The sequence below is a fragment of the Microbacterium sp. BWT-B31 genome (genome assembly GCF_041379855.1).
GTDB lineage: Bacteria > Actinomycetota > Actinomycetes > Actinomycetales > Microbacteriaceae > Microbacterium.
The window spans coordinates 161,516-174,358 of the sequence record NZ_JBFECU010000002.1; the positions used below are offsets into that span (position 1 = coordinate 161,516).

Here is a 12,843-nt window from a genome sequence, read left to right on the forward strand (position 1 = left end):
GTCTGTTCATGACAGCACCATCCCCCCGCAACGGCGATATCGCTAGTTTGGTGACCACTCCGACGCGCGCGCCCCCCGCGCACGAGGCTCGGCGGCGACAGGCGACGACAGAGGCAGTCCCATGATCGAGTTCACCGACGTATCCAAACGGTTCGCCGACGGCACGACGGCGGTCGAAGGGTTCAGCCTCATGATCCCGCCTCGTCGCACCACCGTCCTGGTGGGCTCGTCCGGCAGCGGCAAGACGACGATCCTGCGCATGATCAACCGCATGGTCGAGGCCACGTCGGGCACGATCGCGATCGACGGCGAAGACGTCGCGACGCGCGACCCCGTGCAGCTGCGGCGCGGCATCGGCTACGTCATGCAGAACTCCGGGCTCATGCCGCACTTCACCGTCGCCGACAACATCGCCACCGTTCCCGCCCTGCAGGGTGTCAAGCGGGGCCAGGCCCGCCGTCGCGCGCTCGACCTCATGAAGACCGTCGGTCTCGACCCGCACATGGCCGACCGGTACCCGAGCCAGCTCTCGGGCGGCCAGCAGCAGCGCGTGGGCGTCGCGCGCGGGCTCGCGGCCGACCCGAACATCCTGCTCATGGACGAGCCGTTCGGCGCCGTCGACCCGATCGTGCGCGCCGAACTGCAGCAGGAGCTGATCCGCCTGCAGCGCGAGATCGGCAAGACGATCGTGTTCGTCACCCACGACGTCGACGAGGCGTTCCTGCTCGGCGACCAGGTCGTGATCCTCCAGAAGGGCGCGCAGATCGCGCAGGTCGGCAGCCCCAGCGAGATCATCGAGAACCCCGCGACCGGCTTCGTCGCCTCGTTCATCGGCGCCGACCGCGGCCGGCGCGCGCTGCGTCTCAAGCAGACGCCGCACGGCACGGTGGTCGTCGACGCCGAGGGGCGCACTCAGGGTGCGCTGGTGAGCGAGTAGCGCGTGGGCTGGGTTCTCGACAACCTCGACCTGATCTGGTCGCTCACCGTCGTGCACCTGCGGCAGAGCGTCATCCCGATCGTGCTCGGGTTCGTGATCTCGTTGCCGCTGGGGTGGGTCGCGTGGCGTTTCCGGCTGCTGCGCAGCGGAGTGGTGGTCCTCACCGGACTGCTCTACACGATCCCGTCGCTTGCGCTGCTGATGATCCTGCCCACCGTCACCGGCGTGTCGTTCCTGTCCGAGACGAACCTCATCGTGGCGCTCACCATCTACGCCGTCGCGCTGATGGTGCGCTCCGTCGTCGACGGACTCAACTCCGTCGACACCGACGTCCGCCTCGCCGCGACGGCGGTGGGCTACGGGGCGGCCCGCCGACTGTGGTCGGTCGACCTGCCCCTCGCGGGTCCGGTGCTGCTGGCGGGGCTGCGCGTGACGGCGGCGAGCACGATCGCCCTGGCGACGGTCGGCATCATCGTGGGCATCACCAACCTGGGGTATCTGTTCACGAACGGCTTCCAGCGCCGGATCATCCCCGAGGTGCTGGCCGGCATGATCGCCGTCGTGCTCATCGCGCTCGTCGTGGACCTTCTGCTCGTGCTGGCCGGCCGCCTCTCCATGCCGTGGCTGCGCGCTCAGCGTCGCCGCTCCCGACCGGCGCCGGTCATCATCGTGGCGGAGGGTGCGAGGTGAATCTCATCCTCGACGCCCTCGCGTGGATCTTCTCGGGCGACCTCGGCCGGGGTGTGGACCCCATCGCCGTCGCGCTCGCCCAGCACCTGGCCTACACGGCGGTCTCGGTGCTCATCGCCGCCGCGATCGCGGTGCCGCTCGGCTGGTTGATCGGGCACACCGGCCGCGGGCGCGACGTGGCGGTCGCGATCTCGGGCGCGGCGCGCGCGATCCCCTCGTTCGGCCTGCTGCTGCTGCTCGTGCTGCTGATCGGCGTGCTGCACAAGCCCGAGGCCGCCGTCATCTCGTACGTGCTGCTGGCGATCCCGTCGATCCTCGCCGGCGCCTACTCGGGATTCGAGGCGATCGACCGCGACGTGATCGGCGCCTCCCGCGCGATCGGCATGACCGGCTGGCAGATCCTGTGGCGCGTAGAGGCGCCGCTCGGCCTTCCGCTGCTGGTCGCGGGTCTTCGCGCCGCGACGCTGCAGGTGGTTGCCACCGTGACGATCGGCGCCTACGTCGGGCTCGGCGGACTGGGCCAGTACATCATCGCGGGCATCCCGCTGCGCCGCTACGACATGGTCCTCGGCGGCGCGATCCTCGTGGCCGTCCTCGCCCTCGTGCTCGACGGAGTGTTCGCGCTGCTGCAGCGGGCGTCGGTTCCCCGCGGCGTGCGCGCGGGCCGTGCGACCGGACCGGGAGCGTCGCGGATGCCGCGGGGCGAGGCATCCGCGTCTGCAGGCACCGACGAGCCGCGCACCCACGAGCGCACCACGGCTCACCAGACCCGCATCACACACAACCCCCACCAGAAGGAGAGCACCATGTTCACAGCGAAGCGCGGAAGGATCGCCGGCGCGCTGGCCGCCGTCGGCATCGCGGCACTGGCCCTGGCCGGGTGCGCGTCCAGCGACCCGCTCGATCCGGGCGCCGACGGCACCGCGACCGAGGACGCGTCCGACACGATCGTCGTCGGCTCGCAGGCGTACTACTCGAACGAGATCATCGCCGAGATCTACGCGCAGGCCCTCGAGAACGCCGGCTTCACGGTCGAGCGCCAGTTCAACATCGGGCAGCGGGATGCCTACATCCCGGCGCTCGAGAACGGCGAGGTCGACCTGTTCCCGGAGTACACCGGCAACCTGCTGCAGTTCTTCGACCCCGACACCGAGGCGCGCACGTCCGAGGACGTGTTCGCGGCGCTGCCGGACGCGCTGCCCGAGGGCCTCACCGTGCTCGACCAGTCCAGCGCGACCGACCAGGACTCGTACACGGTGACGGCGGCTTTCGCCCAGCAGCACAGCCTGAAGCAGATCGGCGACCTCGCGAACGTCGACGTGCCGCTGATCCTCGGGGGCGCCCCCGAACTCGCCGAGCGCCCGTACGGTCCGACCGGACTGAAGGTTCTCTACGGCGTCGAGGTGGAGTTCAAGGCCACCGGCGACACGACCGTCGAGGACCTCGTGGCCGGCACGGTGAACGTCGCGAACGTGTACACCGCCGACCCGCGCATCCAGACTCAGGATCTCGTCGTGCTCGACGACCCGAAGGGACTGTTCCTCGCGTCGAACGTCGTGCCGCTCGTGAACGCCGACATCGCCGACCAGATCGCGGATGTCATCAACGCGGTGAGCGCCGCCCTCACCCCTGAGGGACTCGTCGCGCTGAACGTGCAGAGCACCGAGGATCAGCTGTCGCCGGCCGACATCGCCACGCAGTGGCTGGAGGAGAACGGACTGCTCTGACAGGTGCTGCGCGATGGGGTGCCGGGCGCCCGCGGGAGTGCCGATAGCCTGGGCACACCTGCGGGGCCGGCGCCCCATCGAGTCTGAGGAGCAGTTCTGACATGAGCACGGGCGTGACCACACCGGGTGCGAGCGACGCCGAGCGCGCCGCCTTCCGAGCCGGCCCGGTCGACGAGCAGTCGCGGGTGCGGCTCGCGGCGACGGGCCTGGACTACCGGCGAGTGTCGGTCGACGGCGAAGACTACGCGCCGTGGCTGCAGTCCGTGGCGCGCGGCTTCCAAGACGGCGAGCGCAGCGAAGAGCAGATCGCAGCGTCGCGCGAGCGATCGGGCTACCGGCGGCTCACGGGCGTCTACGACCCCGCCGCGCCCGTCGCAGAGGCCCCCGTCGCGACCATCGCGTCGTGGCTCGGCGAGCTGACCGTACCGGGCGGCGCGGCGATCGCGTCGTGCGCGATCTCGGCCGTCACAGTGGCCCCCACGCATCGCCGGCGCGGGGTCGCTCGCGCGATGCTCGAGGGCGAGTTGCGCGCGGCGCACGCCGCCGGCATCCCGATGGCGATGCTGACCGTGAGTGAGTCGACGCTGTACGGCCGTTACGGCTTCGCCCCCGCGGCATCCGGCGCATCGTGGCGCATCGAGACGCGCCGCGCGGCGTGGATCGGCCCGCGCCCTGATGGCCGGATCGACTTCATCCCGCGCGAGCGCCTGCGTTCGCTCGCTCCCGCCCTCCACGAGCGCGTGCGGCTTCGCTCCGCAGGCGAGATCGACGTGCCCGGCGGCCACTGGGACAGCTTCGCCGGCACGACGCCCACGGCCGAGAAGGCGGGTGAGAAGCGGGCGATCCAGTACACGGATGCCTCGGGCGAGGTGCGCGGCCTGGCCGTGTACGCGGTGCGCGAGAACCACGACGACTTCACCAAGGGCACGGTCGCGGTCCACTACCTCCTCGCCGAGACGCCTGACGCGTACGCCGCGCTGTGGCGGTTCCTGCTCGAACTCGACCTCGTCGCCGAGGTGCGTGCCGAAGAGCTCGCGGTCGACGAGCCGCTCCTGTGGATGATCGCCGATCAGCGGGCGGCGACCGTGACGATCCGCGACCACCAGTACGTGCGCGTGCTCGATGTGGCATCCGCCCTCGAGGCCCGCCGCTACGGCGGCCCGGGCCGCATCGCGCTCGACGTCGCCGACCCTCTCGGGATCGCCGACGGCCGGTACCTCCTCGATGCCGATGCCGACGGCGCCGCCCGAGTGACGCGCGTCGAGGGGTCACCCGACGGCGTCGACACCGTCGCCCTGGGCATCGTCGAGCTCTCGGCGGTCCTGCTCGGCGGGGTGTCGCTCGCGACGCTCCACGCCGCCGGGCGGGTGACGACCGCCGACCCGCTCGCCGCGTCCCGTCTGTTCGGGTGGCCGACCGCGCCGCGCCTCAGCTTCTGGTACTGACCGGAGGGGGCCCTGCTCGCCCAGCCGATGCTCCCCGAACGCCTCGAGCCCGATGGCGCGGGTGAGGGTGCGCGGAGGAGTGCGCGTGGGCGTGTCTCGCTGAACCTGGGTGCGCCGCTACTCGAGCAACTCGCCCAGTTCGTACCAGCGGCTCTCCAGCTCCTGCTGCTCGGCCTCAAGTCCACCGATGCGCTGCATCTCGGCCCCCAGGCCCACGAAGTCCGCCTGATCATGATCGGCGAGCGCCGCGCGCGCCCGATCGATCTGCTGCTGCAGCTTCTCCAAGCGCCGTTCCACCGAGGCGAATTCCTTCTGCGTTGTGCGCAGCTCCGCGCCAGCCAGCGCCGGGCCCGATCCGGTCGGACGGCGATCTGCGAGGGCGGGGGCCGCTGCCCGCGTGGTGGTCGTTCGCCTCTGCGCAGCACGCAGCTGCAGATACTCGTCGACGCCGCGGGGCAGATGCCGCAGGTGCGTGTCGAGGATCGCGTACTGCTGATCCGTGACCCGCTCCAAGAAGTACCGGTCGTGCGAGACGACGATCAGGGTGCCGGGCCACGAGTCGAGCAGGTCCTCCATCGCGGCGAGCATGTCGGTGTCGAGGTCGTTGGTCGGCTCATCGAGGATCAAGACGTTCGGCTGATCGAGCAGGATCAGAAGGAGCTGCAACCGTCGCTTCTGCCCGCCGGAGAGGTCTTTCACCGGGGTGGAGAGCTGGGCAGAGGAGAACCCGAGCTGCTCCAGCAGTTGGCCAGGAGAGAGCTCTTGCGCTTTCGATCCTGCACCGAAGGTGTAGCTCGTGCGCAGGCCCGCGATCACAGTGCGCACGGGCGAGGCGAGGTGCTCCTCCAACTCGTCGAGTCGCTGGGTCAGGGTCGCGACCTTCACCGTCTTGCCGCGCTTGACCCGCCCGGATGTCGGCTCGACGGCACCGTCGATCAGTCCGAGCAGCGTCGACTTGCCCGCACCGTTCACGCCGAGGATCCCCGTGCGCTCACCGGGTGCGATACGCCACTCCACGTCGCGCAGCACCGTGTTGTCTCCGAAGGCGACAGAGACATCGAGTAGATCGACCACGTCTTTGCCGAGGCGCGACACGGCGAGAGACTGCAGCTGAGTCTTGTCGCGGATCTCCGGCACGTCCTCGATGAGCTGGTTGGCCGCGTCGATACGGAACTTCGGCTTCGACGTGCGCGCCGGCGCACCTCGGCGCAGCCAGGCCAGCTCCTTGCGGGCAAGGTTCTGGCGACGCTGCTCGGTCGCCGCCGCCATCCGGTCTCGCTCCACGCGCTGCAGGATGTAGGCCGCGTAGCCGCCCTCGAACGACTCGACGACGCGGTCGTGCACCTCCCACGTTGTGGTGCAGACCTCGTCAAGAATCCAACGGTCGTGGGTGACCATGAGAAGTCCGCCCGCGTTCGCCGCCCATCGGCGCTTCAAGTGCTCGGCCAGCCAGGTGATCGCCTCGACGTCCAAGTGGTTCGTCGGTTCATCCAAAGCGAGAACGTCATACTCGCCGGCCAACAGATGCGCGAGCGCGACACGGCGTCGCTGCCCACCGGAGAGGGTTCCCAGGCTGGCATTCCAGTCGAGGTCGCCGAGCAGGCCGGCCAGCACATCGCGGATCCGCGCGTCGCCCGCCCACTCATGCTCCGGGGCATCACCGACGACCGCGTGGCCGACGGTTTCCTCGTCAGCCAGGGTGTCGCCCTGGTCGAGCACGCCGACCGTGACACCGCCGCGGAGGGTCACTCGACCCGAGTCGGGTTCGCGCCGCCCAGCGAGCATCGCGAGCAGGCTGGACTTGCCGTCGCCGTTGCGGCCGACGATGCCGACCCGGTCGCCCTCGTTCACGCCAAGCGTGACGGAGTCGAACACGACCTTCGTCGGGTATTCGAGGTGTAGGGTCTCGGCCCCGAGAAGATGCGCCATATGTCTCAAGAGTACCCAGCGCCCACGCACCCGGATCGCAGCACGTCATCGCCGCTGGATTGTTCGTGGGTGTTCGGGGGTGTTGTGTCGCGAATCCCGGAAGCTCCGCCAGGTCATTGCTCCAACCCCGCGCCCGCGCGAAAGGGCACCCCACCTGAGCGAGCAGAGCGAGACGAGCCGCACGAGCCGAGCGGATGCCTCGGCCGCAGCATCCGCCCCCGGCTCGGCACCCTCCCTCGGCGGCGCCGAGCTGCGCGCGGCGCAGAAGGAGCTCGCCGCCCTCGAGCGCCGCCTCGAGAAGCTCGAGCAGCAGATCACCGCGGCGCGCACCGCACTGGCCGACCACGACGAGGCCGGCTACGTGGGTCTCGGTGCTGAGATGGCCCGTATCGCCGCTGGTTCGAGCTGAGCGAGCAGCTCGGGTGACGGACACCCTCGTCTGCCGAGGGACGGTGGAGCGCATGCCGCACGGCCGTCGAGCCCCGCACCGAGCCTGACCGCTCACCCCGAGGTCGGCGCAGGCCCGTGCCTTCGCCTGCACGCGCGCTCGGTTGTGAACACCGCCGCGGCGACGAGCGCGGTGCCGAACGCGGCCATGGTGACCCCCGTCCAGCCGAAGTGGGCGTAGACCCACACCGCGAGGAGAGACGCGAGCGCCCCGCCGATGAAGTTGCTCGTCATGTACAGCGTGTTCAAGCGGCTGCGGGCCTCGGGCAGCAGGTTGAGCACGCGCGACTGGTTCGAGATGCCCGTGCCCTGCTGGCCCACGTTGAGGAGCGCCAGACCCGTGACGAGGAACGCGAGATGCAGCTCGGACAGTAGGAGCAGCCCCGCGCCGGCGACGAGCACGGCCAGGAAGGTCATCATCACCGTCGCGCTTCCCGCGGCGTCGAGGAAGCGTCCGACGAAGGGGGCGGTGGCCACGGTGACGAGCGAGATCATGCCGAACAGACCCGCGGCCGCCACCGACATGCCGTAGTGGTCGGTCAGAGGGAAGACGATCATGACCCACACGAGGTTGAACGTCGCGAACACCGGAATCTGGAACCCTACCGCCCACCGCACGGTCGGCTCGTCGCGCAGCAGTCGCAGAGTGGAGGCGACGAGGCGGGTGTACCGGATCGGCGGGCGCTTGGGCTCACGCGGGAGGATCAGGACCGTGACCGTCCCGACGAGCACCGTCGTGGCCGCCGCGAGCAGGTAGACGGCGTTCCACCCGACGAAGTCTCCCACCGCAGCGTCGATGACCCGAGAGAGGACGATCCCTCCGGTCATACCGGCGTTGATCATCGCCAGCGTGCGCCCCTGGCGTTCCCTGGGCACGACCGACACGGCATAGGGGATGAGCACATGCGGGGCGACCGTGAGGGCGCTGAGCACGACGGTCGCCACGGCGAGCATCGGCAGATTGACGGCGACCGAGGCGACGAGCAGCCCCAGGCTGGTCCCGGTGACCAACACGGCGAGCAGGCGCTTGCGGCGGACGACGTCACCCAGTTGGACGAGGAAGAAAAGTCCCGCCGCGTAGCTGATCTGCGAGATCGTGATGATCACGCCCGCGTCGGCACCGGGCACGCCGAATGCCTCGGCCAGTAGGGTCAGCAGCGGGTGGGCGACATAGATGTTCGCGACCGTCACGCCGCAGCACAGCGCGATGAGGGGCACCGTCCCCCGCCGCAGACGCGTCGTCGTCTCGGCCGGGGCGGGGGGCGCGACCGTCATGACGCGTACACCGTGTCGGCGGGCGCGGGCGCCTCGTCGACGTCGACGAACCGACTCGCCGGGGCGCGGAGCCTGAGCTCCTCGCGGAGGGTGCCCCCGGTGTACTCCTCGTGGAACAGCGAGCGACGCTGCAGCTCGGGGATGAGCAGGTCGACGACGCGCTCGAGTCCGCGCGGCAGGGTCGGCACGCCGAGCATGAACCCGTCGCACGCGCCGGACTCGAACCACTCCTGCAGCTGGTCTGCGACCTCGCCCGCGGTACCCGTGAACGGCTCATCCCCCGTGCCGGCGATGAGCTTCGTCCAAGTCTGGCGGATCGACAGCCCGCGCCCGACGGCCTCGTTGTACAGCTGGTCGCGAATGCTGCGCACCCCCGCGATGTCGCCTGTGAGATCCGGCAGAGGTCCGTCCGGGTCGAGCCCGGTGAGATCGGCGTGCAGGTAGCTCGACAGGTATTGGAATCCCAGCTCGGGCGACACGAGCGACGCGAGGTGCTTGTTGAGCTCGCGGGCATCCTCCTTCGTCTCCGCTACGTTCACCGACACCCCCGGGATGATCTTGATATCCGTGGGGAGCCGGCCGTATGCCGCCATGCGGGATCGCACGTCGACGGCGAGCTCCTCGCTCTGCTCCTTGGTGCGCGCCGAGGCGAACAGGCATTCTGCGTGCCGTGCAGCGAGGTCGCGACCGGGCTCGGACTGGCCCGCCATGAACAGCACCGGGTGGCCCTGGGGGCTGCGGCCGACGTTGAGCGGTCCCTGCACGTCGAAGAACTCGCCGTGGTGATCGATGCGACGCACGCGGTCGGCGTCGAGGAACCGGCCGGTCGCCTTGTCCTGCGGAAAGGCGTCCGCGGCCCACGAGTCCCACAGCGCCTTGCAGACCTCGATGAACTCATTCGCGCGACGGTACCGGTCGTCGCGCTCGGGGAATGCGGCGCTGCCGAAGTTCGCCGCATCGCCCGGATACGAGGTGGTGACCACGTTCCAGATGGCGCGTCCGCGGCTGATGTGATCGAGCGAAGACAGCCGCCGGGCGAGCGAGTACGGCTCTTCATAGGTCGTGGTGGCGGTCACGAACATCCCGATGTGCTCGGTGTGCTGCGCGATCGCCGCCATGGCTGTCGTTGGCTCGAACGAGGCCGGCCGGTCCGTGGGGGTCACGTTCTCGAACAGCTCCCGCTTCTCCATCTGCCGCACGGCGTTGCCGTCGGCGAGGAAGAGCGAGTGGAACTTGCCGCGTTCCGCCAGGCGTGCGATCTGCGTCATCGCGTCGAGGTTCATCACGATCCGATTGAAGGCGCTCGGGTCGCGCCATCCGCCGATGTGCCCGCCGACTGGGTACACGTTGGTGACAAGGATCATCTGATCCGAGCGGGTCATGCGATCAGCTCCTTCTCGAAGTACGGGTTGCGCGGCGTCGGCAGGCCCATGTTCTCGCGGAGCGTGCGCCCGGTGTACTCGGTGCGGAACAGTCCCCGTCGCTGGAGCTCGGGGATGAGCAGTTCCACGATGCTCTCGAGACCCAGCGGCATGACCGGTCCGCCGATGTTGAACCCGTCGCAGGCGCCGGTGCGGTACCACTCCTCGATCTGGTCGGCGACGGTGACGGCGGTCCCCTTGAACAGCACGTGCCCCATCGACGGGAGCACTCGCTCATAGGTCTGACGGATCGTGAGCCCCTCCTTCGCCGCCATCTCGGCAATGGTCTTGCGGAAGCTCACGATGCCGACGACATCGCCGGACAGATCCGGCAGCGGCCCGTCCACGTCGTAGCCCGAGAGGTCCATCTCGACGAGCTTGGACAGGTAGGGCACACCGAGCGCGGGCGAGATGAGCGACTGCAGCTCCTCGTACAGATCGTCCGCCTCCGCCTCGCTCTCGGCGACGTACACCGAGGCACCCGGGATGACGCGCAGGGTCTCGGGTGCGCGATCGTAGGCGTCCAGGCGTGCCATCATGTCGTCGCGATACGCCCGTCCGTTCTCGATCGTCCCGGCGACCGAGAACACGCAGTCCGCATGCCGTGCGGCCAGGTCGCGTCCGGCCTCAGACTGGCCCGCCAGGAACAGGACGGGGAATCCCTGCGGCGGGCGCGCGATGTTGAGTGGGCCCTTCACCTGGAAGTGCGGACCCTCGTGATGGAGAGTGTGGACACGGCTGGCGTCGAGGTAGCGTCCGCTCTCGCGGTCCTCGATGAAGGCGCCGTCGTCCCACGAGTTCCACAGACCCTTCGCCACCTCGACGAACTCGCCGGCCCGCTCGTATCTGGTCGCCTTCTCGACGTGCTCGTCACGACTGAAGTTCAGCGCGTCGCCGGGGTACGAGCCGGTGACGATGTTCCAGCACGCGCGGCCGTTGCTGAGGTGGTCGAGCGATGCGAAGCGCCGGGCGAGCAGGTACGGCTCGTCGTAGGTCGTCGTGGCGGTCGCCAGCAGGCCGATGCTGTTCGTGTGCTGCGAGATCGCAGACAGCAGGGTGAGTGGCTCGAACACCGAAGGGCGGTCGGAGGGGCTGTTGGCCTCGAAGAGCGCCGGCTTGTCCATCTGCCGCACGGCGTTCCCGTCCGCCAGGAAGAGGATGTCGAACTTTCCCCGTTCGGCGAGTTGGGCGGCCTTGATGTGGTGGTCGAGGTTGAGATGGGTTCCGCGCCACGCCTTCGGGTGCCGCCAGCCGCCGAGGTGGCCGCCGAGACTTCCAAGGCCGGTCATCAGATTGAGCATGAGGTTTCCTTCGTTGGGTACAGAAGCGGGTCAGGAGACGAAAGCGGTGTCGTAGAACGTGATCATCGCCTTGAAGTCGTAGCGGGGGCCGGTCACGTTCGCGCTTACGCCGCTCAGCTGGGTGCCCTCGAACAGGGGGACGGCCAATCCGTTGTCGAAGACGATCTCCTGGATCTGCGCCCAGATCTCGGAGCGCTCCGCAGGATCGGTCGCCGCCTGTTGAGCCGCGAACAGGGGCGGCAGGCCGAGCGAGTCGAGAACGGACGCCTCGACCCGCGTGCTCAGCATGTTGCGGACCATGTCGGGGTCGGACTCGGTGATGGTGGTGATGACGAAGTCGAAGTCCTTGGTCTGCTGCAGTTCGATCATGCTCGCCTGCGTCGTGTTGTCCAGCGTGACCTCCATGCCGACCTCGCCGAGCTCCTGCTGGACGAGCTGCAGCAGCCCGGTGTAGTAGGCGCCGTAGTCCTCGGTGTAGGTGATGCTGAACGCGAGACGCTTGCCGTCCTTCGTCCGCACGCCGTCCGATCCTTCCTTCCAGCCGGCGTCGTCGAGGATCTCCGCGGCGCCGTCGGGGTCGTAGCCGAGCTCGGACGAGTAGTCGGCGTACTCGCGCAGGTTCGAGGTGATGATGCTGTAGGCGGGGTCGTAGTACTCGCCGAGGACCGTGTGCACGATCGTGTCACGGTCGAGGGCGACGTTCATGGCCTGGCGCACGGCAAGGTCGGCGGGGACGTCGCGCAGGAGATTGGGCGCGAACACTCCCGGCATGCCGGGCATGGTCCCAGCCATCACCTCGGCGCCTGAGGCGGTGATTGTCGCGACATCCTGTGTCTCCAGGACGAGCGCGACATCGGTCTGCCCCGACGTGAGCGATCCGGCGCGGACGTTCCCCACCGGCTGGAAGAGGAAGGTGATGCCGTCGAGGTAGGCGTCGCCCTCATGAGCGGCCAGCGGCGACGCCCAGCCGTAGCCCTCCCGCTTGACCACCTGCGCTTCCTGGTCTTGCACGTAGCTCTCCATCACGAAAGGACCGGTGCCCACAAGATCTCCCTGGCAGCGTTCTTCGGGGGTCTTGGTGGTGGTCTCGGTCGAGAGCATGCTGAACACGAGCGTCGAGGTCCCGACGAGGAAGTGTGCCGAGGGTGAGCTGAAGTCGATCTGGACGGTGTGCTCGTCGACGGCGGTCGACCCGACGTAGTTGCCCATGAAGGCGGCGCCCCTCGACGACAGTGCGCCGAGGCCCTTGATGTAGTCCAGGTTGGCGACGACGTTCTCCGCGTCGAATGCGGTCCCGTCACTGAAGGTGACGTCATCGCGAAGGTGGAAGACGTATTGGGTGGCGTCGTCGTTGATCTCCCACGACGTCGCCAACCACGGCACGATCTCACCGGTCTTGGGGTCCTGGTCGGTGAGCGAGTCCGCGACGGAGCGCGCGATCGCCGCGGCGCTGAAGTTGAAGGTCTGCTGAGGGTCGGCGCAGGTCGCACCGGCGCCGATGCCGACCTTGAGGATGCCGCCGCCGGCGGCATCGTTGCCGGCGTCCGCCGCCGGTGCGGCTGGGTCGCTGGCGCAGCCGGCCAGCAGCAGGGCGGATGCCGCGGCCAGCGCAGCGATGACGAACGGCCTGTGGGGTCGCTTCAGGGGAGCGTTCATGTGTCTTCCTTTCGC

10 protein-coding genes and 1 pseudogene are annotated in these 12,843 nt (G+C 69.2%); 6 read left to right on the forward strand and 5 right to left on the reverse strand.

Annotated features, from left to right (window positions below):
* Nucleotides 1–121: 121 nt before the first annotated feature.
* From AB1K54_RS03415 to AB1K54_RS03435, 5 genes and pseudogenes are all read left to right on the forward strand, one after another.
* Complete coding sequence (locus tag AB1K54_RS03415; RefSeq protein ID WP_371201305.1) at nucleotides 122–937, forward strand: ABC transporter ATP-binding protein; 816 nt, start codon at nucleotides 122–124, stop codon at nucleotides 935–937.
* A 3-nt stretch (nucleotides 938–940) separates the two neighbouring features.
* Nucleotides 941–1,627, forward strand: coding sequence for an ABC transporter permease (locus tag AB1K54_RS03420; protein ID WP_371201306.1), 687 nt, complete (start codon nucleotides 941–943; stop codon nucleotides 1,625–1,627).
* Nucleotides 1,628–1,803: 176 nt separating this feature from the next.
* A pseudogene (locus tag AB1K54_RS03425) lies at nucleotides 1,804–2,202 on the forward strand (ABC transporter permease); the annotation flags it as partial.
* A gap of 231 nt (nucleotides 2,203–2,433) precedes the next feature.
* A complete protein-coding gene (locus tag AB1K54_RS03430; protein WP_371201471.1) occupies nucleotides 2,434–3,354 on the forward strand; it encodes a glycine betaine ABC transporter substrate-binding protein in 921 nt (306 codons plus the stop codon).
* Between the two features lie 101 nt (nucleotides 3,355–3,455).
* The gene (locus AB1K54_RS03435) at nucleotides 3,456–4,799 is read left to right on the forward strand and encodes a GNAT family N-acetyltransferase (protein ID WP_371201307.1); all 1,344 of its coding nucleotides are present in this window, start codon (nucleotides 3,456–3,458) and stop codon (nucleotides 4,797–4,799) included.
* Between the two features lie 117 nt (nucleotides 4,800–4,916).
* Here AB1K54_RS03435 and AB1K54_RS03440 read toward each other — a convergent pair whose 3' ends face one another.
* Nucleotides 4,917–6,728, reverse strand: a complete 1,812-nt coding sequence (locus AB1K54_RS03440) for an ABC-F family ATP-binding cassette domain-containing protein (protein WP_371201308.1) — start codon at nucleotides 6,726–6,728, stop codon at nucleotides 4,917–4,919.
* Between the two features lie 82 nt (nucleotides 6,729–6,810).
* Here AB1K54_RS03440 and AB1K54_RS03445 point away from each other — a divergent pair, with 82 nt between their 5' ends.
* The gene (locus tag AB1K54_RS03445) at nucleotides 6,811–7,137 is read left to right on the forward strand and encodes a hypothetical protein (RefSeq protein ID WP_371201309.1); all 327 of its coding nucleotides are present in this window, start codon (nucleotides 6,811–6,813) and stop codon (nucleotides 7,135–7,137) included.
* A 92-nt stretch (nucleotides 7,138–7,229) separates the two neighbouring features.
* Here AB1K54_RS03445 and AB1K54_RS03450 read toward each other — a convergent pair whose 3' ends face one another.
* From AB1K54_RS03450 to AB1K54_RS03465, 4 genes are read right to left on the reverse strand one after another with little or no spacing between them, the layout of a single operon-like run.
* Nucleotides 7,230–8,450: an MFS transporter gene (locus AB1K54_RS03450; RefSeq protein ID WP_371201310.1), complete on the reverse strand. Its 1,221-nt coding sequence runs from the start codon at nucleotides 8,448–8,450 to the stop codon at nucleotides 7,230–7,232.
* The gene (locus tag AB1K54_RS03455; RefSeq protein WP_371201311.1) at nucleotides 8,447–9,832 is read right to left on the reverse strand and encodes an LLM class flavin-dependent oxidoreductase; all 1,386 of its coding nucleotides are present in this window, start codon (nucleotides 9,830–9,832) and stop codon (nucleotides 8,447–8,449) included. The genes AB1K54_RS03450 and AB1K54_RS03455 overlap by 4 nt, the downstream gene beginning before the upstream one ends.
* Entirely contained in the window at nucleotides 9,829–11,172 is a 1,344-nt protein-coding gene (locus AB1K54_RS03460) for an LLM class flavin-dependent oxidoreductase (protein ID WP_371201312.1), read from the reverse strand. Before AB1K54_RS03460 ends, AB1K54_RS03455 begins: the two co-directional genes overlap by 4 nt.
* Before the next feature lie 30 nt (nucleotides 11,173–11,202).
* Complete coding sequence (locus tag AB1K54_RS03465; RefSeq protein ID WP_371201313.1) at nucleotides 11,203–12,828, reverse strand: ABC transporter substrate-binding protein; 1,626 nt, start codon at nucleotides 12,826–12,828, stop codon at nucleotides 11,203–11,205.
* Nucleotides 12,829–12,843: the final 15 nt, after the last annotated feature.